This window comes from Shewanella sp. 2_MG-2023, assembly GCF_030548905.1.
GTDB classification, from domain to species: domain Bacteria; phylum Pseudomonadota; class Gammaproteobacteria; order Enterobacterales; family Shewanellaceae; genus Shewanella; species Shewanella electrodiphila.
Genome location: NZ_JAUOSO010000015.1, coordinates 27725 through 49778 on the forward strand (window position 1 = coordinate 27725; position 22054 = coordinate 49778).

22 protein-coding genes are annotated in these 22054 nt (G+C 38.9%); 4 read left to right on the forward strand and 18 right to left on the reverse strand.

Annotated features, from left to right (window positions below; translation table 11 throughout):
• Positions 1–55: 55 nt before the first annotated feature.
• Positions 56–664, reverse strand: coding sequence for a 5'-deoxynucleotidase (gene yfbR / locus Q4600_RS15120; RefSeq protein ID WP_102527245.1), 609 nt, complete (start codon positions 662–664; stop codon positions 56–58).
• A 191-nt stretch (positions 665–855) separates the two neighbouring features.
• Between yfbR and Q4600_RS15125 the strand changes: the two genes are divergently transcribed.
• Entirely contained in the window at positions 856–1764 is a 909-nt protein-coding gene (locus Q4600_RS15125) for a hypothetical protein (protein WP_303517179.1), read from the forward strand.
• Between the two features lie 15 nt (positions 1765–1779).
• On the opposite strand, the gene Q4600_RS15130 is transcribed toward Q4600_RS15125, so the two are convergent.
• Positions 1780–2625: an endonuclease/exonuclease/phosphatase family protein gene (locus Q4600_RS15130; protein WP_303524414.1), complete on the reverse strand. Its 846-nt coding sequence runs from the start codon at positions 2623–2625 to the stop codon at positions 1780–1782.
• A 157-nt stretch (positions 2626–2782) separates the two neighbouring features.
• Between Q4600_RS15130 and cls the strand changes: the two genes are divergently transcribed.
• Positions 2783–4234 (forward strand): cardiolipin synthase, encoded by a 1452-nt coding sequence (cls, locus tag Q4600_RS15135; RefSeq protein ID WP_303517178.1) that lies wholly within the window; start codon positions 2783–2785, stop codon positions 4232–4234.
• 126 nt (positions 4235–4360) lie between these two features.
• On the opposite strand, the gene Q4600_RS15140 is transcribed toward cls, so the two are convergent.
• The 7 genes from Q4600_RS15140 to Q4600_RS15170 all read right to left on the reverse strand — a co-directional run bounded on the left by Q4600_RS15140 (position 4361) and on the right by Q4600_RS15170 (position 10018).
• Complete coding sequence (locus Q4600_RS15140) at positions 4361–5575, reverse strand: pyridoxal phosphate-dependent aminotransferase (RefSeq protein ID WP_229368604.1); 1215 nt, start codon at positions 5573–5575, stop codon at positions 4361–4363.
• 313 nt (positions 5576–5888) lie between these two features.
• A complete protein-coding gene (gene efp, locus Q4600_RS15145; RefSeq protein WP_102527250.1) occupies positions 5889–6449 on the reverse strand; it encodes an elongation factor P in 561 nt (186 codons plus the stop codon).
• 46 nt (positions 6450–6495) lie between these two features.
• Entirely contained in the window at positions 6496–7743 is a 1248-nt protein-coding gene (earP, locus tag Q4600_RS15150; protein ID WP_303517177.1) for an elongation factor P maturation arginine rhamnosyltransferase EarP, read from the reverse strand.
• A gap of 297 nt (positions 7744–8040) precedes the next feature.
• The gene (gene fldA, locus Q4600_RS15155) at positions 8041–8568 is read right to left on the reverse strand and encodes a flavodoxin FldA (protein ID WP_102527252.1); all 528 of its coding nucleotides are present in this window, start codon (positions 8566–8568) and stop codon (positions 8041–8043) included.
• Between the two features lie 49 nt (positions 8569–8617).
• Positions 8618–8890, reverse strand: a complete 273-nt coding sequence (gene ybfE / locus Q4600_RS15160) for a LexA regulated protein (RefSeq protein ID WP_055023987.1) — start codon at positions 8888–8890, stop codon at positions 8618–8620.
• A gap of 8 nt (positions 8891–8898) precedes the next feature.
• A complete protein-coding gene (locus tag Q4600_RS15165; RefSeq protein ID WP_102527253.1) occupies positions 8899–9120 on the reverse strand; it encodes a DUF2788 domain-containing protein in 222 nt (73 codons plus the stop codon).
• A 133-nt stretch (positions 9121–9253) separates the two neighbouring features.
• Positions 9254–10018 carry an alpha/beta fold hydrolase gene (locus tag Q4600_RS15170; RefSeq protein ID WP_303517176.1) on the reverse strand — a complete coding sequence of 255 codons (765 nt, stop codon included), beginning with the start codon at positions 10016–10018 and terminating at the stop codon, positions 9254–9256.
• 334 nt (positions 10019–10352) lie between these two features.
• Between Q4600_RS15170 and seqA the strand changes: the two genes are divergently transcribed.
• Positions 10353–10976, forward strand: a complete 624-nt coding sequence (gene seqA, locus Q4600_RS15175) for a replication initiation negative regulator SeqA (RefSeq protein WP_303517175.1) — start codon at positions 10353–10355, stop codon at positions 10974–10976.
• A gap of 22 nt (positions 10977–10998) precedes the next feature.
• Entirely contained in the window at positions 10999–12639 is a 1641-nt protein-coding gene (gene pgm / locus Q4600_RS15180; RefSeq protein WP_303517174.1) for a phosphoglucomutase (alpha-D-glucose-1,6-bisphosphate-dependent), read from the forward strand.
• 143 nt (positions 12640–12782) lie between these two features.
• On the opposite strand, the gene Q4600_RS15185 is transcribed toward pgm, so the two are convergent.
• The 9 genes from Q4600_RS15185 to hypF all read right to left on the reverse strand — a co-directional run bounded on the left by Q4600_RS15185 (position 12783) and on the right by hypF (position 22046).
• Positions 12783–13964 carry a DUF1501 domain-containing protein gene (locus tag Q4600_RS15185; protein WP_102527257.1) on the reverse strand — a complete coding sequence of 394 codons (1182 nt, stop codon included), beginning with the start codon at positions 13962–13964 and terminating at the stop codon, positions 12783–12785.
• Position 13965: 1 nt separating this feature from the next.
• Complete coding sequence (locus Q4600_RS15190) at positions 13966–15471, reverse strand: DUF1800 family protein (RefSeq protein WP_303517173.1); 1506 nt, start codon at positions 15469–15471, stop codon at positions 13966–13968.
• A 335-nt stretch (positions 15472–15806) separates the two neighbouring features.
• Positions 15807–15971, reverse strand: coding sequence for a hypothetical protein (locus tag Q4600_RS15195; RefSeq protein ID WP_198589538.1), 165 nt, complete (start codon positions 15969–15971; stop codon positions 15807–15809).
• Between the two features lie 49 nt (positions 15972–16020).
• Positions 16021–16365 carry a hydrogenase maturation nickel metallochaperone HypA gene (hypA, locus tag Q4600_RS15200; protein ID WP_303517172.1) on the reverse strand — a complete coding sequence of 115 codons (345 nt, stop codon included), beginning with the start codon at positions 16363–16365 and terminating at the stop codon, positions 16021–16023.
• The gene (gene hypE, locus Q4600_RS15205) at positions 16365–17378 is read right to left on the reverse strand and encodes a hydrogenase expression/formation protein HypE (RefSeq protein ID WP_303517193.1); all 1014 of its coding nucleotides are present in this window, start codon (positions 17376–17378) and stop codon (positions 16365–16367) included. The genes hypA and hypE overlap by 1 nt, the downstream gene beginning before the upstream one ends.
• On the reverse strand, positions 17371–18492 hold the full coding sequence (hypD, locus tag Q4600_RS15210; protein ID WP_303517171.1) for a hydrogenase formation protein HypD: 1122 nt from the start codon (positions 18490–18492) through the stop codon (positions 17371–17373). The genes hypE and hypD overlap by 8 nt, the downstream gene beginning before the upstream one ends.
• The gene (locus tag Q4600_RS15215; protein WP_303517170.1) at positions 18492–18734 is read right to left on the reverse strand and encodes a HypC/HybG/HupF family hydrogenase formation chaperone; all 243 of its coding nucleotides are present in this window, start codon (positions 18732–18734) and stop codon (positions 18492–18494) included. Before Q4600_RS15215 ends, hypD begins: the two co-directional genes overlap by 1 nt.
• Position 18735: 1 nt before the next feature.
• Positions 18736–19452, reverse strand: coding sequence for a hydrogenase nickel incorporation protein HypB (gene hypB / locus Q4600_RS15220; RefSeq protein WP_102527262.1), 717 nt, complete (start codon positions 19450–19452; stop codon positions 18736–18738).
• A 119-nt stretch (positions 19453–19571) separates the two neighbouring features.
• Entirely contained in the window at positions 19572–22046 is a 2475-nt protein-coding gene (gene hypF, locus Q4600_RS15225) for a carbamoyltransferase HypF (protein ID WP_303517169.1), read from the reverse strand.
• Positions 22047–22054 lie beyond the last annotated feature (8 nt).

The window sequence follows — 22054 nt, forward strand, 5'->3', positions numbered from 1 at the left end:
GAATTAATACATCAGCTCATTACGTTAGAAGGGTTATCGCTAAAGTAACAAGGTTTTAAATATGTGGATCATTTTCAGTTAGTTTATCTAAGGTTGATGTGCAACTGTCTAAAAAGATATCGATAAAGCATTTTACTTCGGGTAGCTGCTGCTGTATTTCGTTAAGTTTTTTATCTAAGTTGTCTTTGACATGATGAAATTCGTCATTGTTAAACCTAAGCTCATTCATGGTTTTAACGTATGCCTGCAATATATCTGCTGCTTTTACGATGGCTTTGTATTCAGGATCAACTTCAGACTGGACCAGTAAAGGTTCCATCTCTTCTCTTAAATCTTCAGGCAGCGAGGCTAAACATTCTTTCTCTGCTAAATCTTCTAACTTTTTAAAGGCTTTAGTAAATTCAGGGCTGTGATACTTGGTATTTGAATTGATATCTTGGAGCTTGGTTTCTGAGACTTCATGATAAAGGGCAATAGTGGCGGCTGTTTCCGGGTTCAAATTACCATTAAACCGTTTGTTTTTGATGACAACCAATAAATGTGCGATGACTGCGACTTGATGGCAATGCTCTGACACGTTTTCTTTTTGGAAGCAGTGCATTAAAGCCCAGCGTTCGAGTAAAGGCATACGGGTGATCCATGCCATAAAAGTACTTGATTTCATATGCGTCCCCTAGAGAGTGTGACTCGCTGAATACGGAAGATGGTAATCCTCATATAGTTATAACATTACTGTAGTTGCTGTCGAACTGCCAGATAATCAATTTGTTTTTATTCAATAAATTAACACTATAATTTGATCTCATATCTGCATAGCTTTACTCTTAGTTATTGGAATAAATATAGAGTACTAAGATGGATGATGCCCGTTGTGTTGAATTACAAAAGACTGTCACAAATGAAGATTTGTATTTAATCGACGACGTTAAATCTTATCAGTTTGTATGTGACGAGTGCGGGGTTAGTTTAATACCATGTTCATACAAAAAAGCAGTTAATCTGCGTAAACCCTACTTTAAAACAGGAAAAAACAGCGAACACCTTGTTGGTTGTTATGCCAAAGCAACCTCTAAAATACGCGAACAAGCTAAAACCGCTAGGATTTCAACTGATGAAGGCTTTCCATTAGCCTATCCCAATCGTTTCAATTTAACGGCTGCTAAATCAGTAAAAACGGACAAAAGTTCAGCTAGTGATATACAAGCACAGCATGGTGTGATTAAAAAACAATTTGATAATGCCAGTCGAGGGAACAGCAAGCAAAACTATGTGACCAGTTCTTTTCAAACCTTAGTGGACCAATATTTTAATTTTCCCTTCGATCGCGATCGTGAGCTAACGTTTGTTGGGATTAGTGGTCATCAATATCAGCAGGTTTTTCAAAAAATACAAAACCCGATAGGTAAACAAAAATTTCGTTTTCAATCTGAGAAACCGGAGAAAAAGGTCTTTTTTAGTAGCTTGTCCTGGGAGAAACCAGAAATTATTGATGATCAGATTATTGTGAAACTGTCAGCTGGTTGGTGGCAAGAAAGTGACGGTAAGAAAAAGAATTTACGCCCCTATTTTGTCGAAATCAATACTACAGAATGGAGTAAAACAGTCCTTAATAATTTTACACAAAGGCTAACTCAAATAAGAGAGTTAGTGAAAGGTACAGATAAGAAAGCCATGATGGTGTTTGCTGGCAAGCAAGACCGTGAACAGGATTTTTATCGTTTTACTTGTGATGAATCGCGGCTGATTTGCTTTAAAGTATTTTAAGTTGCGAGTAGAGACTTAACGTAATTCGAACTGAGTTTGTATCGGATTATGATCAGATGCTGTGGTTTTATCTGAATTAGCACCCGTTAAATGCAAACCACGATAATATAGGTGATCTAAAGGTAGCCCGAATACGCGTTTTCTAAAATCGACTTTGTAATGGGCTTCTTCTAGTCGTAAACCTTGTGCTAACTGTGTGACAATATTCATCCGACCTTCACGCCATGTATTGAAATCCCCAGCTAAAATCACCGGCCCTCGATGCATTGTTACCTTATGCAGAATTTGTTTGAACTGGGCTTCAAAACTACTTAATCGCACATCAAAATTCACACCATGTAAATTAATGACTAATAGCTGTTCACCTGATGAGAGCGGGTAACGGCTGACTAAGGTTGATTTAGCAAAACGAATGAGTGGCTCGGTTGTTTGATAGGCGCAGGCTTCATTAGCCGGTTGTGTCGATAGGTTCATGACCCCCATTGGTACATTCATTAACTTGAAGCCTTTAGCCATCAATACATGAAACTGATGGTCATCAAGATATTGAACAAAGGTACTGTTTAGCTTCGCTTCTTGAAGTAATACTAAGTCATTTTGTTGGGTTAATTCTGTTAGGACAGGCTGCCAATCAATTTTTTGCTGTTTATAAATATTCCAAACAGCAACGTTTAGTTTACCTTGTCTATCGATCGGGGCAGATTCCGAAGACTGACTAGAGCACTGAGATACAAAAAAAGGCGGCTGTTCACTCATCATTATCTCCGGTTGACCATTAAACGTCGAAATTACATACATATAAGACAACAAGGTGCCGGTTATGATGATGAACAATAAAGGATATATGACACGTTTAATAATAAAGACCTTATTATTGTGATGGTTATTAGCACTTTAAATAGGATAGCACCTATAAAGCTACGCTATTTATGACGTTTGATCGAATATTCAGTACAATCAAACTTTACTATTATTTTATAACAAATTCACTATAAAGCTTAGGGCGAATCAAATACCTATGGATCAAATAACCCAAATAATTGCCGTGCTTGGTGTTTTCCTTTATTGGTTAATTCTGGGCGGCGTTGCAACGCGCATTGTGATTAAACGCAGAAGTGTTGGGGTTTCTTTTTCGTGGTTATTGATTATTTATTTCCTGCCTTTTGTGGGGGTTATTGCTTACTTATTATTTGGTGAATTACACCTTGGTAAAGCGCGTTCTAGCCGCTCTAAAGCCATGTATAAACCTTATGCTGATTGGTTTTCAGCTTTATATCAGCACAACGCACATCAACCTGAGCGTCAAAGTGATTATGCTAGTTCGATAAGTAAATTATGTGATGTGCAATTAAATATTCCTTCGTTAACAGCAAACGAATTAGTGCTGCAAAAAACACCTGAGCAAATACTGAACTCGATTATTAGTGATATTAATCATGCCGAATCGCTCATCGATATGGAGTTTTATATTTGGCACCCAGGAGGACTAGCTGATGAAGTCGCTATAGCACTCATCAATGCATCAAACAGAGGTGTTTCAGTTAAGCTACTACTAGATGCAGCGGGTAGTCGTTTGTTTTTCAAATCATCTTGGCCTTCAAAAATGAGAAATGCTGGGATTAATGTTGTTGCCGCATTGAAAGTTAGCCCACTAAGAATGTTTTTTAGAAGAATGGATTTACGCTTGCACCGTAAAATAGTGGTTATAGATAACACGATTGGTTATACCGGCTCTATGAATTTAGTTGATCCCAAATGCTTTAAACAATCTGATGGTGTAGGTGAGTGGATTGACATTATGGTTAGAATTACTGGCCCAGTTGTGCCGGTAATGAATACCGTAAGTGCTTGGGACTGGGAAGTTGAAACTAATGAGCGAATTTTACCGGAAATGCCGCCAGAGGCGCATTGTACTGATACATCCTCTTTAGTTCAGGCTATCCCGTCAGGACCTGGTATGCCGGAAGAAGTTATTCATCAAGTATTATTGCAAAGTCTGTATCAAGCTGAACATAAAATTATTATTACGACTCCTTACTTTGTTCCCAGCGAGCAATTGCTAGATGCGCTAGTGACAGCTTCATTACGAGGAGTGGATGTTAACATCATCATTCCACGTAAAAATGATTCTACTATGGTAAAATGGGCTAGCAGCTCCTTTTTTACAGAGTTATTAGCAGCTGGAGTGAAGATTCACCAATTTAATGGTGGTTTATTACATACCAAGTCAGTGCTGATAGATGAGGAACACTGCTTAATTGGTACTGTGAATATGGACATGCGCAGCTTATGGCTAAACTTTGAATTAACCTTAGCTGTGGATGATGTCAAATTCGCCGCAAGGTTAGGGCAACTTGTACAAGCCTATATGGATGACTCAGATATTTTAACCGATGAAGAGTGGCAGCAACGTCCTATGTATAAACGTTTTATAGAGCAAGTCTTTTATCTATTTAGTCCGCTTTTGTAATGATTAACGATTGCAGTTTATAACGCCTCAAGAATAAAATTAAGCGCATATGACAACAAAAAGCCACTTAGAGAACTGAGTGGCTTTTGGTTTAATGGGTTGTACTACCAACTTAATATCTGTGGTTTACTGGGAATAATCCTCTAAAAAGTTCCCAAAGTCGGTGAGCGCCTTAGATAAGTCTTCTTTATGTGGTAAGAACACCACTCGAACATGATCTGGTTCTGGCCAGTTAAAAGCCGTTCCTTGTACTAATAAAATCTTTTGTGATTTCAATAGGTCGAGCACTAATCGTTCATCATCGCGCAAGTTAAATTTTTTCATGTCTAACTTAGGGAATGCGTACAAGGCGCCTTTGGGTTTTTTAACACTGACTCCAGGAATACTATTAAGCGCATCAAAACATACATCTCGTTGTGCTGTTAAGCGCCCATTTGGCAGTATTAACTCATTAATACTCTGATAACCGCCTAATGCAGTTTGAATGGCATGTTGATTGGGCACATTAGAGCATAAACGCATTGAGGCCAACATATCTAATCCTTCAATGTAATTAGCTGCAGACTTTAAATTTCCGCTTAGTACCATCCAGCCAACTCGGAAACCTGCGGCGCGATATGCTTTTGAAAGGCCGTTAAAAGTAACCGTTAAAATATCGTCTGAAAGCGACGCCGCATGGGTGTGTACTGCGTCATCGTATAAAATTTTGTCGTAAATTTCATCGGCAAATAAAATAATGTCATGTTGGCGACAAAGTTCGATCACATCTAATAACAACTCTTTACTGTATACCGCACCAGTGGGGTTATTGGGATTAATGATCACAATACCGCGTGTACGGGAGGTGATTTTACTTTTGATGTCTTCTAAGTCTGGGAACCAATCTGACTCTTCGTCACAGCGATAATGAACCGCTTTACCACCTGCTAGGTTTGCAGCCGCTGTCCATAATGGATAATCAGGCGAAGGAATAAGTACTTCATCGTCAGTATTCAGCAAGCCCTGTAATGCCATGCAGATAAGTTCTGATGCACCATTGCCGATATACACATCTTCAATGTCGATACCGTGTATACCTTGAGCTTGATAATGTTGCACAATGGCCTTACGAGCTGAGAATAACCCTTTTGATTCGCAGTAACCTTGAGCACTGGGTAAGTTTAAAATAACATCACGAACAATTTCTTCTGGGGCTTCAAATCCAAATGGGGCCGGGTTACCAATGTTAAGCTTTAAGATTCGATGTCCTTCATCTTCAAGACGACGAGCTTCTTTATGTACAGGGCCACGGATGTCATAGCATACGCTATCGAGTTTATTGGATTTGATTATAGGGCGCATACTTGCCTCAACATTACTAATTACGACTTAAGTCTGCGAACAATAACGAATTTAACCTTTAGTTTAAAGGTTTTTTTATAAGGTTTTTTGCAATAATTAGCGTTTTATTCTGTGGTGATGTTTTATTAATACCTGCAGCGATGTTTAATTCTGTATATTCGCAACTCGGTAGTTTATTAATCTTCGAAATGGCTGTTGGATAGATATTGTCTCTTATGAACTCAAATTGGCTTTAACCAATTAAAAACAATAAAAAAAGCCAGCATGAGCTGGCTTTTTATACATATCGTAATCTTGATCTAAAAAGCGTGGATTAAACGCGCTTTTTGAATTCGTTTGTACGAGTATCAATTTCAATCATGTCGCCAATCTTTACGAATTCAGCAACAGTCACAGTACCGCCACCAGTAATAGTCGCAGGCTTCATTACTTTACCTGAAGTATCACCACGAGCAGCTGGTTCTGTGTAAGTCACTTCACGTACGATTGTAACTGGTAACTCAACAGAGATAGCTTTACCTTCGTAGAAAGTTACTGAACACTCTTCTTCCATACCGTCAACGATATAAGCAGCTGCATCACCTAAGTTATCAGCTTCAACATCATATTGATTGTACTCAGCATCCATGAATACGTACATTGGATCAGCGTAGTAAGAATAAGTACATGCTAAACGTTCTAGGATGATATCTTCCATCTTGTCATCACCTTTGAAGGTGGTTTCAGTGGTTGAATCTTGTAGAACATGCTTAAGCTTCATTTTAACGATTGCAGCGTTACGGCCAGAGCGAGTTGTTTCAGTTTTCTGAACAACCCATGGGCTGCCATCTAACATGATCACGTTACCAGGACGGAGTTCATGAGCAGTTTTCATTACTTTATTCCTATTTTTAGGTATTAATTTTTAATTGCGCAGTATCTTAGCTGGTTTTCACAAATTCAACCAGTCGTGAAGCGAGATCTGCATCCTTTTTAGCATCAACCGGCCAATCTTTAGCATGCTGCTGCAGTGGCAATTGTGCTGAAATGAGTTGCTGCCAATGTTCAACGACATTGGTATCTTGCTGATTAAAAGCAAAATTGGTTTTAGACCAAGTATTTGCGATATCATTTTCAAGTTTCAGGCTGTAGATATTAACAAAAGCCTGTAATTTTACTAGATGATAATCATCTTCTTGTGGGTATATGTGCCAAATAAATGGTTTTGCTGCCCATTGCGCCCTTAAAAATGAGTCCTCACCGCGAACGATATTAAAATCGCAGCTCCATAAAAGACGATCAAACTCAGTCTGATCTGTCATGGGCAATATATGTATGGTTAAATTACCCATAGAGAATCGCTGGGTTGCTTTTATAGTGTCGAACGACACACCTAATAGACTGATAATACTATGCAGACTCTTACCCATGGGAATTAAGGCATGTATCTTTTGGGTGTTAATTTCAGACTGAGCTGCATTAATCCAATACTGGCATAAAGCGGTTAGCGCGTCAGTTTCATAACTAAAAACGCTAATAACGTAATCATTTACATCAATACCGGTTAAACCAAGCCGCTTAAACAGGGCTAGTTTATTTTTATCATCCGATTGCCAGCTATCACGTTGGTTAAATAAATTTTCTTCACAGATTAATCCACCACTGTGATGACTAAATCCTGGGAAGTAGAAATATTTTTTAATGCCGCTTGCTTGCATTGAGGGCAGGCCATGGCATCCATCAACCCAATCTTCAGCCGAAAGGTATTCAAGGTTTATCCATACAGGTGGTTCACTGACATTATTTGCTAAACTACTATTTGGCTCAATTGTCTGATGCGCTTTATGTTGTGATTCAATTATGTTGATTACTGATGAAGGCAATTCACAGGCGAAAGCTTCTATTAGTAGTGAGCCAGGAGTGTAAGGTATATCCAGAGGTGTGTTCCATTGTAATATATTCACACCAAAAAAACGCTGCTTTGAGAGTTTACAATCTAGCTCTGGTAAAATATGTGAGAAGCTTTGTAAGTCATCGACCCACAAGTTAATGTCAATTTGATATTCAGCTGCTAACTGTTTTGCTAGACGCCAAGTAACACCAATATCACCATAGTTATCAACCACAGCACAAAAGATATCCCAGTGTGTTGCTTGGTTTTGAGTAAATGAATCACTCAAGCTCGTCATATAGCGTTTCCTTTGTACTGAAGTTGTAGTTTGTAAACTTGCTGCCATTGGCTCTTTCGAGCAATTAGGTGTTATGGATTGTAAAAATTAATTCTAATATCGACTTTAAAAATTGACTTAAATAAGCAACTTAAATAAGCAACTTAAATAAGCAACTTAAATAAGCAACTTAAATAAGCAATTAAAATAACCGGCTTCTACAATTAAATTTAAAAACTAGATTCAAAAAAAGCGGCTAATGCCGCTTTTTTTATTCAAGCTATCGAACTGATATCCGATAACTGATGAGATATGTGGTTAGTCTTCTAACTCTGCTAAGCACATTTCTTCGTAAATTTGTTTAACCCAAGCGTCTACACGCTCTTCTGTTAATTCAGGTTGACGATCTTCATCGATACCTAAACCAATAAAATGCTTATCATCGACTAAGCCTTTAGAAGCTTCAAAATCATAACCTTCAGTTGGCCAGTTACCAATGATAATGCCACCACGTGCAGAAACGATGTCACCAACCATGCCCATAGCATCAAGGAAGTATTCAGCATAATCTTCTTGGTCACCACAACCGAAGATTGCGACTAATTTGTCAGTAAAGTCTACTTGCTCGAGTTCTGGGAAAAAGTCATCCCAATCACATTGTGCTTCACCGTAATACCAAGTTGGAATACCGAATAAAATTAAATCGAATTCAGCGATTTGTTCTTTAGTGCTCTTGGCGATGTCTTTCACATCAACCATTTGCTTACCCAGTTTCTTCTGGATCATTTTGGCTACAGCCTCGGTATTACCAGTGTCACTACCGAAAAAAAGACCTACAGTTGCCATTTGCTATCCTTTAAATATCTAGTTCGCTTTGCGAATTATAAAATATGGTTCAGTTGTCGATTTGTTGTTGCAGGATTAATTCGATTAACTGGCTACGGCTGATGTTACTGGCCAATGCTTGTTCGTTCAAGGCGTCATACAAAACTTGTGACACCTTTAACTCTATTCGCTTTAATCCATTAGCGCGATCCCGTTGGATCTGATTACGCTTATTGATTTTTAACTGTTGTTCCCGACTTAAGGGATTGCTTCTTGGACGTCCACGACGTTTTTCAGAAGCAAACAGGTCAATCGTTGTTCTGTCTGTTGATTCTTTTGCCATCGTTTTGTTTAACCGATGCCTGAGCCTTCCCAGGTCATCTGAATAATACCTTTTGCTACAAACCCGGCACAGCCAAGGAATAATACTAACCAAACGATATATCGACCAAACTTAGGCACTTTACCTTGTTTGAGTACATCGTGAATCGCCATGCCGATAAAGAAAAAAATTAAAGCAAAAAACAAGTTTAGACCGAGAGTCTCAATTTGATCCATGTATTGATTCAACATGTTTTTACCTTCAGTTTTACTTTAAGGCTAAAAGAGGGCGGGAATATACCACAATGATGATACGTGGGCTATATCTGCAGAGTTCATTTTTTTAAATTTACACAGATGCCGACCTAACTGAGCCTTATGCTAGTTAACTTTGGTGCTTATCAATAAATTCAACCACTAAACGATTAAATATTTCAGGTTTTTGTGCATGTAACCAATGGCCTGTGCCATTGATTGTTTTTGCGCTTACTTGTGGAAACTGTTTCATAATGGCGCTTGTATGTTCCGCCAATACATATTCAGAGTCACCACCCCGAATGAAAAAACATGGTTTTGGATATACAGCATCAGGCATGTCCCAACCAATAATATGTGGGTAATTTTCGATTAAACCTTCTAAGTTCATTTTCCATTCAAAACCATTATCGGTTTTCTGTAAATTTTTAAGTAAAAATTGTGCCGTACCAAGTTCAATGTCTGCGTGAGTGAGGTGATCTAAAGCAAATTTTCGTGAAGTAACATTTGCTAACGGTAAACTTGTTAATCCGGCAAATACTTTTTGATGGCGTGGGCTGTATGCGACAGGGGCAATATCAGCAACGACCAAACTCGTGACCATTTCAGGGTGCAATAAAGCTAACGCCATGGCCACTTTACCCCCCATGGAATGACCGACAAAATGCGCCTCAGATAATTTTAATTGCTGTAAAAGCTCAACACATTCCTGAGCTAGGCTTGGATAATCCATAGAATGCCAATGCTTACTATTGCCATGATTGGGCAAATCAACACGAATGACTTGGTAGTTTTGTTCTAATGCACTGGCTAGGTTTTTGAGATTGTCTGAATTACCAAATAAGCCATGAATTAAAATTACTGCTTGGCCTTCGCCTGATGAAACAAAATGCATTGAGTATTTATCCGTTGTCACGATCATTTAGGCGGTGATTTTGCCTGTAAATTAACTTAAATTTCAACACTTGATGTGATTTTTTCTTGAAACAAATGTTCATTAAACAATCCACCAGCAAATTGATTTAATGAAATTGACTAATTATGAACGATTTAGTGACTTTAGCTCTTTAACCTACAGCGACAGATGGGTAGACTGTAATTATTAATTTGATCGATCAAAATCGATCCTTTAGCCGCCATTATTCAGCATCTTGTTAAAAGAAGTGCACAAAAAAGATTAACAGCATTAGGCGGCATTCGTTTTTTAAGACCAAAGGAAGCAGACTAATATGAAATATATTGAGATAGACGAAGAACTCTATCGTTATATTGCAAGCAAAACGGAACGTATCGGTGAAAGCGCATCAGATATATTACGCCGATTGTTAGACCTTTCTGTTGAAACATCAGAACCTGCAGAGCCTCTTGCTATTAGTCACCCTAGTTTAGAATCTACCAATGACGCCATTGAAATAAAGCCGGTTACAAACAATCAAGTTGCTAACGTTCAAGTTAAAGAAGAAAAAGTTCCAGTTGCTGAAGCTGAAAATCTCATAGACACTAGTGAACATGTTGATGTCGATTTTAAAGATGTTGTGCATGAACATATGCTTGCTCAACAAAAAGGTGCAGTAGGGCGATTTATGTTCTTGTTGGAATCATTGTCTGCATTAACACCTAAGACATTTGAACAAATCTTAAAAATCCAAGGACGCGGGCGTCTTTATTTTGCCCGTTCTAAGGCTGAGTTATTATCAGCAAGCCAATCAGCTAATCCAAAAGAAATTGGCGAGAGCGGTTACTGGGTGACAACCAATAATAACACCGCTAAAAAGCGCACTATTTTATCAGAAGTGTTATTGCAATTAGGTTGTAATGAAGAACTGGCACAATCGATTTCAGAAAGAATTTAAAATCTAAATAGGGAGAACATGGGTGGCGATTCACAATAGAGCAGGAAAGGTGGCGTTACAAACGGATTTGATCAATTTACCCAAATTGATGAGTTATTATTATCGTATCACCCCCAACGTTGAAGATGTGCAACAGAAAGTCACTTTCGGTACATCTGGACATCGCGGCAGTGCGTTAAAGTCGAGTTTTAACCAAAACCACATTTGGGCAATCACTCAAGCCGTAGTTGATTACCGTCAACAAGCTGGCATAAAAGGGCCTATGGTTGTTGGTTTTGATACTCATGCATTGTCTTACGCAGCTTATTTGTCAGTACTTGAAGTATTGACAGCTAATCAAGTCGCTGTGAAAGTTCAAAAAGACGATGGATTCACCCCTACACCCGTTGTATCTCAAGCCATTATTGCAGCTAATGCAAATGGTGGGGAATTAACTGATGGGTTAATTATTACCCCTTCACATAATCCGCCACAAGATGGCGGTATTAAATACAATCCTCCCCATGGCGGTCCAGCGGAAGCTGACATCACCAAACAAATTGAAGCAAAGGCGAATCAATATTTAGCTAAACAGCTATCTGGTGTGCAGAAAGTTAATTATGGCGTTGCACTCGATTCAGGTTGGATTGATGAGGTTGATTTCATCGCGCCTTACGTCAATGCGTTATCTAGTGTGATTGATTTAGAAGCCATTGCTAAAGCTAAAATACGTATTGGTGTTGACCCATTAGGTGGTTCAGGTATTTATTACTGGGAACATATTGCTAAGCAACATGGTTTAAATATTACCTTAGTTAATGAAAAAGTTGATCCGTCATTTGGTTTCATGACATTGGATAAAGATGGCAAAATCCGCATGGATTGTTCATCCCCTTATGCGATGGCGGGTTTGTTAGCTCATAGTGAAAGTTATGATGTTTGTGTGGGTAACGATCCAGATTACGACCGTCACGGAATCGTGTGTCCTGGTTTTGGATTAATGAACCCTAATCATTACTTAGCTGTAGCAATTGATTATTTGCTGACATATCGCCAAGGTTGGTCTGCAGATTTAGCCATTGGTAAAACATTAGTATCAAGTGCGATTATTGACAGAATTTGTCAGTCTCATAATCGTCAATGTTTAGAAGTGCCAGTTGGTTTTAAATGGTTTGTGGACGGCTTGGCAAATAGCACAATTGCATTTGGTGGTGAAGAAAGTGCAGGCGCTGCATTTTTAAATAAAGACGGTAGCACTTGGTGTACCGATAAAGATGGCTTTATTTTAGCCTTACTTGCCGCTGAAATTTTGGCCGTAACCGGTAAAACACCCGCGCAGCGTTATGTTGAACTTACTGAACAGTTTGGTGAAAGCTTTTACACTCGCATCGATAGCCCGATCAGCTTGAAGAAAAAAGCCAAGTTTGAAAAGCTATCTTCAGACAGTTTTACTGACAAAGAGCTTGCAGGTGAAACTATTACTGCTATTTTGTCACATGCGCCAGGTAACAACGCGGCAATTGGCGGTATTAAAGTGACGACTGAAAATGGTTGGTTTGCAGCGCGTCCATCTGGCACCGAAGCGCTATTTAAAATATATGCAGAGAGCTTCATCAGTGAAGATCACCTTGCTGAAATAATCAGTCAAGCACAAGTTATGATTGATGCAGCGCTTAAAGCTTAGAGTTAACATCATTAAAGCCACTTCATAAAGATTTGGCTTTGAAGTGAATGGTAAAAATGCCTGACTATTTAATATGATAGTCAGGCTTTTTAGTATTTTGCTCTTGGTATGTAAGTAGGGATTGAAAACTTATCGCATATTTTTTACATCATTATTTGATTACTATATGGCTTATGTAAGGGAAGGACTTTTGCGATGGCGTCATCGCTTAACTGCCAATGTTGCTTCAATATACTGGCTATCCAACTAAAACTATTAGTTGTTGGCTGTAAATCACGTTGTTTAAATAGTTGCTCAGTTTGAAGACCCGGCCAATCACCTAATACTTTACCGCCTTTTACCTGGCCACCAGCAATGAACATTGCACTGCCTGTACCGTGATCGGTTCCTTGAGTGCCATTTTCTTTTACGGTGCGACCGAACTCTGTCGCTACAATCACAACAGTGTCATCCCATTGAGAACCCAAAGAGGACTTTAAGGCTGCTAAGCCACTGTCTAATTCAGTTAACTGTTTCAATAAACGCTTATGCTGATTATTGTGAGTATCAAAGCCACCCATTTCCAACATGGCACAATCAATGTCATCACTCTTTACTAAGAAATTACCACATGCTTTTGCTAACTCGATAAATTTGCGACTGGTTTTTTTACTATCATCAATCATGGCAGTGTCTTGAAGTGCTAACCCATCGGTTAAATTCTGCAGTAAACTTTTATCATCTTGATATAAGTTATTTAATTGACGATAAATATCGTCATCTGCAGCTTTGATATTTGCTGGGTACCAGGTGTTAACAGCGTTGCTTCCACGTAAGCTAATTGGCGTACTATTGGCAATGGCAATCGCTGATGAAGTTTGTTTACTATATTTACTCGTACTTATAGCAGAATTAGAAAGACCACTTAAAGATCTCGCTAACCATCCAGAATCTAAGTTATTTAAATTACCGCCGCTTTCGAGGTAATCTTGACCATCAAAATGTGAGCGACTTTCATAACCTGATGATACAGCGACAATAGGCAGTAATTGCTTGTCTAAGTACCATTTATGTAAATGAGTTAAAGCGGGATTAAGCCCAAACTGGTTATCTAATGCTAAGGCACTTTTCATCACGCTCTTAGCTAGAGTAGGCCGTAACGTGAGTAAGTTGTCGTCTTTTATCGGAACTACAGTGTGCAATGGGTCTAAAGCGCCTCTAAGCATGACCCAAACTAGATTCTTTTTATTGGTTTTGATATCGGTTGCTAGTGCTGATGTCGATACTCCACTACTTAACATCACTAAACTGGCACCGAGTCCTTTGATAAATTCGCGACGTTCCATGTTATCTCCTTAAAAATTCAGGACTCAATAGCAGTAATGCAAGTGCTTGATCGCGACTTTCAGCTCGGGTAATGGTCTTATAAGATGACTCTGTCATGGTTTGACCAAAAGTATTTACAATCAAATCTGCTGCCATTTGTTTACGTTGTCTCTCCGCTAATCTCACCGACCAGTTAATTTTGGTCATCAGCGCATTGGCTCCATTCCAATCTTTCTCATCGTCACTAAAGCCTGCTGGAGAATTAGCTTTAAAAGGCTGCTGACCTAACTCCGTGAGTAACTGAATCATTTTTCGACCTTTAGGCACAGAAATATCAAATGCTCGATAAGCTGAGATAACAAACTCTGTGGGTGTTTTAAACTTCTGCCGTATAGGTTGCCATGCCTCTGTTGAGCTAATCATGGTGATCATCACTTGTTTGATATTCCCGTTAGTGCGAATCCAGGTTTTCACTAATTGATTTTGTAATGACGCGGAAGGTTTATCTGCAATAAAGTGTTTGGCTAACTTATAACAAAGATGTTTTGCAGTTTGAGGATGCCTTGCTATATCTACCAGCATGGTTTGCCCTTGTTCAATACCGGATTGAGGGTACTGTTTGCCAAGTAACTTTCTTGTTCCTGATTCATGGCCATTTGAGCGAAACAAAAACCCGGTTTGTTTGTCTCGTTTTGGGTTAGCAATACTCCAACCACTAATGCCTTTTGCTAGTTCAATCACATCAGTTTGTGAATAGCCGCTATTTACCCCTAAGGAATGTAATTCAAGGATTTCACGGGCGAGATTTTCATTTAAACCTTTGCCTCTTCTACCTAATTTTGAATTAGCGCCAAAAGACTTTTCATTGTTTAAATATTTAATCATTGCAGGATGGGCTGTAACAGCAAGCAACATATCTTCAAACGAGCCTAATAGATTAGGCGCGATAGCCTCACGTTCTAGCGTCGGTGCTAGTCCTGTCATGAAAGGCCCTTGAGCTGTAACGCTGAAGTGATTAGAAAAGAATTGTAATAGCCGCCAACTCAGGGAGTTCGGTGAGTCAATTGCGCTCTGTAAACTACTGGTGGTTAATTCAATAAAAGCTTTTCTAAATGGCGGTTTGTTTTTCGGCTTTAGAGGAGCAGCCTTGACATTGTCTGTCGCATCTGAGTTAGCCATACTTGTATCAATAGACATACTGTTAGCAGTTTCTGTGGGTATATTTATACCTACAGTGCTCGTTTCAACCGCTTTTCTATCTCGTTGTTTCTGTTTTTGATAGTCTGCTAAAAGCTGCATTATTGAATCAGAACTATATTGAGTGGGTAAAAACTTAGGTATGACTAATTGATTAATCAAAAAGGCTTGCGGATCTTTTTCCGCATGGGTTAATTCGTTAGGTTTTGCGCCGAGACCAAAACGATTTACTGCAATCACGGCATTATTTTGTGAAATGGCATTTTTAGTTGAAATGAAGTCTGCAGCTTCACTTACAGTAAAAGGATCATCTAGCATTTCTTCTGGCATCACGCTTCCTTGAATATGTCTTAATTAGCTTCGATTAAACTGTATGAACTTCATGATTAAACATAACCCATTATTTTATTAATTAGTAAAAAGTGACATAGCTTTACATTGCTTTGCATAAATGGACATGACTCTGATTGTTTTATGTTCAAAGTTGGAATAAAAACAGCGATAGGAGATTAATACGATTCGACATAAGCGTTTGCAGTTTGTGTGTATCTCAATTTTACAATGTAATAAACACAAGTTTGCTTCAAAGATGGGGCAAAAAAATAACCTACTTTAAAACGAGAGAGCCCTGTATCTAGAGCTCTTCGAGAGATATCTATCGTTATTTATTTAGTTTTTTGATAAATAACAAATGCGACGATTGCAACCAGTGTAATTGCTGGTGCTAGTTCATATAAATGATGAAATAAGCCCATACCACCATGACCTTCATGGGCAAAAACAGCCGTCGGTGCAGTCGCGAATAATAGAGCAATTAATTTAGTGTTCATTATTAATTTCCTTTTGTAAGAATTGATACTAGGTACCTAGTTTGTTTTATTACGTATTCATCTCTAATTGCATCAACATCATTTCTTCACCTTCAACCACTTGAGTGTTATAACTCATACATAAAGGGCAGATAACATTTCGTTGTTCAAGCGTTGTTTCTTTATCACATTGCCTACATTTAATTATTAAGGGCTGTAGCTTGATGTTAAGGAAGGCTGACTTACAAATTGTTTCCAGTTTAAAAGTATCAAATGCACGCAGAAGTAAATCTGGCTCAACACCACTAAGAACGCCCACTTTAATATCAACCCTCACAATACTGGTGGCCTGGTTATCTTTGGCTAACTGCTCAATTTGTTCCATTAGTGACATGACGATGGAGTATTCATGCATTAGCAAATCCTTGGCAATAATTCACCTTGAGGAATGTCTAAGTATCGACTGCTTCCCCATGGGGTATTTAAAATGACTTTGCCATTGTGCGCGTCTGTGACATAACCAATAATACTGGCCTGATCGCAATGACAATACTGGGTCATGACTTCTAATGCTTTATCTGCTGCGGCTCGTGGCAATGCCATTATGAACGTCCCCTCATTGGCTAAATCATAGGGTTCAAAACCATATAGCTCACATAAACCTTGCACTTCGGTCGAAACAGGAATCAATTTTTCATCGACACTAATGCCAACATTAGATGCCATTGCCCATTCATTTAATACTGCAGATAAGCCACCACGGGTTGCATCTCTCATTGCATGAATGTCAATATTTACTGTGATAAGTTGCTCAACAATAGGCCACAGACTTGCACAATCACTGGTTAAATCTGATTCTAAAGACAAACTGTCACGGGCCATGAGTATTGCAGCACCGTGGCGTCCAATATCCCTTGAAACAATGATCACATCATCATTTTGAAGATTGTTGACTGATATGCCTTGTTTGATAATTTTGCCGACACCAGAGGTATTGATGAATATGCCATCGGCGCAGCCTTTAGGGACGACTTTGGTGTCACCGCAAACAATATGAGCGCCACTTTGCTGCATTTCTTCAGCCATGCTGGTCACAATGGTTTGCAGATCCTTTATGGCAAAACCTTCTTCAATAATAAAACTACAACTTAAATATTCTGGCAGTGCGCCCATCATGGCAAGATCATTCACTGTTCCAGCTATGGCTAGTTTTCCAATATTGCCACCAGCAAAAAATAAAGGGTCGACAGTAAAAGAATCAGTAGTAAAAGCCGTTGCGCCTGATAGTTGTAACTGAGCTGAGTCTTCTTGAGATGTTAGAATTGGATTCGCAAACGCAGTAAAGAACATATCGTTAATCAATGCATTCATTTCTTTGCCACCCCCGCCATGACTAAGTTGTATTTGTTCGAACTTTTTATTAAGCATGAGATACCCCAGCATATCGATAATAAGCATTACAAGCGCCTTCAGAGCTCACCATACAGCTACCTAATGGAGTTTCAGGAGTACAACCACGCCCAAATACTTTGCAATCAGGTGGGTTAGCTATGCCCCGTAAAATATCACCACATTGACATGCTTTATGATCGTTGATTTCTTCTGTAGGCAGCACTGTTGAATAAATAATTTCAGCATCGCGATGGGAAAACTCATCTTTAAGACGTAAAGCCGAATTGGGAATGGGGCCTAGTCCTCGCCACCTAAAACTGTCTCGTAGGGTCAAATATTTGTTGATTAACTGTTGAGCTGCAAGATTGCCGTCTTCAGTCACTGCTCGGCTATATTGAATATCCAGCTCAGCAATTTGGGCATGTTTTTGTTTAACGATACGTAAAATTGATTCCATAACATCAACTGGTTCAAACCCTGATACAACAAGCGGTGTTTGATATTGCTTTACTGCAGGTCGATATACTTTAGCGCCACTAATGACACTGACATGAGCAGGTCCGATAAAAGCATTAACCTTACACTCTGTATCAGCCATGACAGTGTCAATGACGGGTGGAACAAGCACATGGTTGATGTGAAACAAAAGGTTTTCAATGTTTTGTTTCTCTGCTTGATCAATTAATACTGCAGTCATAGGGGTAGATGTTTCAAAACCAATAGCAAAGAAAATGACTTTTTTATACGGATTCTCTTTGGCTATCGTGATCGCATCTAAGGGATCATAAAGCGGTCTAATATCTGCGCCTTTAGCCCGAAATTTAGCCAGGTTCCCCTTAGACCCTGGTACTCTAATCATGTCACCTAATGTCAGTAAAATCGTATTGGGTAACTGGGCAAGGGCAGCGGCGTGGTCTATTCGCTCTTTTGGCATAATACAAACAGGACAACCAGGGCCGTGAATAAATTTGATGTTTGCAGGTAGTAGTTGGTTCAAACCATATTTCATTATCGTATGAGTATGCCCCCCACAAACTTCCATGATATTAATATCCGTTTCGACTTTACTTGCGATTTTTTTTATCGCTTGCGACAAAGCTCTTATAGTTTCAGGGTTTCTGAACTGCTGGTATAAATCAGAGAGTATCATTAGGCTTGCTCCTCAAGGGCTAGCTTTTCAACTATCTCTTTGTAGAGTGCTAAACTTAAGTTGGCTTCTTTTTCATCAATTTTATTCATCACGAAACCAATATGGATAAGAACAAAATCTCCAATTGCTAATGGTTCCGTCATTAAATGAGCACTGACACGTCGCTTAACACCTAATGTATTAACGGTTACGCTTGCATCATCATGTAATTCAGTCACTTGTGAAGGAACAGATAAGCACATATTACAATTCCTCTTGATGTTTAAGGATCCACTGAGCCACAGCCGTAATCGACTGTGGATCTTTTACTGAAACAGGCATTAAAGTGACATTAGGGTTTAATTTTTCGAGTTGTTTACGACACTCAACTAAGGAAAAGTTAAAGTGTTCTGCTAAATCCATTTTAGTAATCAGGACTAGATCTGCGCGGCGGAACATGACGGGGTATTTTTCAATTTTGTCATCGCCTTCAGGTACAGATAATAAGACGATGTTGTGGTGGGTACCTACATCATAACTGGCGGGACACACCAAATTACCGACATTTTCTACAAAACAAACATCGATAGGCTTTAGATCGATATGGTGTAATGCTTGATGCACCATGAAAGCGTCTAAATGACATGCCGAACCCGTTTGAACTTGGTATGCCTCAATTCCTTTAGCTATTAATCTGTCAGCGTCCCTTGAGGTTTCAAGATCGCCTTCGATTACCGCATATTTTTTAGGTAAGTATTCATGTAAGTGCTCAAGTAGGGTTGTTTTACCGCTCCCTGGACTACTCATTAGATTGAAAGCTGTCACTTTATTCGCTTCAAAGTGCTGTCGATTATGTTGCGCTTCGTGATCGTTCTTATCTAAGATTTTATGAATAACAGATAATGTTTTGGTGTCATTAAGCTGTGGATTCGTATGAAGGTTTGAGTGATCCGTTAATGAACATCCGCAATCTTGGCACATACTTTAACTCCTTTAAAAACCCTATTTACCATTGTCGTACTGGTTATTGTTTATTCAATATTAACTCGTCATTCATTTGATACTTTGATTAACATCAGTAAATCGAAACTCTTTAGACTCTAATGCTGGGTTTGTGATTTGTTCAGTTGTTGGTAGGCATACCAAATTTGTCCTAATGAAATGCCTGCATCATTTATGGGAACCAATTTGCTTGGTAACACCTTATCTAGTGAATAATTAAAATGACGATTTAGATGTTGTAAGGTCATCTCATATAACAATTTATTTTGAAAAACACCGCCACATAGAATTAGCTTATAGCTCGGATATAGCTTTGCCATGTAGCAAACAACTTGGCTTAAACTTTCGATAAACTCTAAACACAGTTGGTTAGTCACGCCTGGCAGGTCGTTGCTACTTTTTGTGTTTTTTAAACGAGTGATTAACTGATAGATAAGTTGTGAAGGTTCAAAAATCTGAATACTTTTTGTTTCAATATTGGTATTGGTATTGGTACTGGTGAGGGGAGTTACATCATTAATAAGATCCTCATTTGAGATTATCGACAACTTACCTGAGGTCGATGGGGCACTGATTAGATTGTTAGCGTCATTATATAGTTCTGTTTCAATAGCCATATTTGCGTGAGTGCTTATCAGCATTCCAGCTTGTGCTTCAAAATCATTTTCTATGATAAGGTTCAGGGCAACTGCAACAGCATCGAAAATACGTCCTACCGAGCGGCACTCAATACAAGCGCTGTTATTAAGCCACATGTTGTGAAGATTATTGACTGTTGATTTATCCATTTGCTGTATGGCATTAATCGGCAATGTCATGATTTCATCAACAGACATGGTGTCGAATAACAAGGCTAACAGAATACGTACTGGTTGCTTTATCGCTTGCTCACCGCCTATCAGTTTAAATGATCTAAAGTGCGCTTTAACTTCAAAATTATGCGCATCAGCAAGCATACATTCGCTGCCCCATAATTGGTTGTCATCTCCAAGCCCTGTGCCATCAAAGCTAAATGCTAAGACTTGTTTATGATAATTGTTGGCAGCGAGAACACTCAATACGTGAGCATAGTGATGCTGAACATTGGCAAGCGGGAGTTTTTGTTCATTGGCCTGTGACTTAGCCCATTGTGACGATGTATATTTTGGGTGCTTATCGGCGATTATTTGTTCAGGTGTAAATTGATAAAGGCGGCGAAAAGTATTGATTGTTTGCTCGAAATATTGATTAGTTTCTAGATTATGTAAGTCACCAATATGTGGACTTACAAATGCATTTTCGTTAAACGCAAAACACTGGGTATTTTTCTGTTGAGCGCCAACAGCTAATAGGTGATGCTGTAATTTATTGCTTAAAGGGATGCTAAGTGGTGCATAACCTCTTGCGAGTCGAATGACTTGGATCTTATCGTCAATGACTTGCACCACACTGTCATCGCAGGCATTAACTATTGGCCTGTTATGATCAACAATTCCGTCTACCACCTCGCCAAGCTTTTGTTTGATTTCATTACCATCGGTAATGATAGGTAAGCCAGAAATATTAGCACTGGTTGCAACTAACGGTTTTCTAAAGGCTTCAACTAATAGATGGTGCAGCGGTGTATATGGCAGAAATATACCTAAAGTATCAATATCAGGCGCAAGCGCTGGACTTAGGTTATTCTCCATATCACTGCGCTTTTTCATCAGTGTAATAGGATTTTCTGCTGAGCTAAGGATCTGCCATTCTTTATTTGTACCTTCAACCATTTGACGAGCATTAGGTAAATCGGTTGCCATAACCGCCAAGGGTTTAGCTTTACGATGTTTGCGCTGACGTAGACGTTTTACTGCAATATCATTAGTGGCATCACAAATGATATGAAACCCACCTAATCCTTTTATGGCAATAACTTTTCCATTATTGAGTTCACTAACAATTTTGCTGATTATTTGTTGGTTGGTAAGAGCACTAAAACTGTTTGAATTAGCTGTACAGTCGATATAGTTCAGTTGTGGCCCACATTTGGGGCAACTGACCGGCTGGGCGTGATATCGTCGGTTTAAAGGATCGTTATAGGCATACGCGCATTCATCGCACATCACGAAGTTTGCCATTGATGTATTGATGCGATCGTAAGGCAGATTGTTAATGATGCTATAACGAGGTCCGCAATTGGTGCAATTGGTAAATGGATATTGATAGTGACGGTTTTTGGGATCGCGCATTTCCAGTAAACAGTCACCACAAACACTTTTGTCGGCAGAAATAGACACGACAGCATCATCACTACTTGTACTGGTTTCAATAACAAAGTGTTGCAGTGAGCTATCTATAGCTTCTTCTTTTATTAACAACTTGTCGATACGTGCGAGAGGTGGGGGATTGACTTTTAGTTGATGTACGACCTTATTGATATCAGTATTTAAACCTTGTAAATGAATACACACACCTTGTTGGTTATTTAACACTGAACCCACTAAATTAGATTGAGTTGCAAGCCGGTACACAAAAGGTCTAAACCCAACCCCTTGTACGATGCCGTTTATATTTAACCTGACTTGTTGGCGATAACCACTATGTATTGTCATCAATGGCT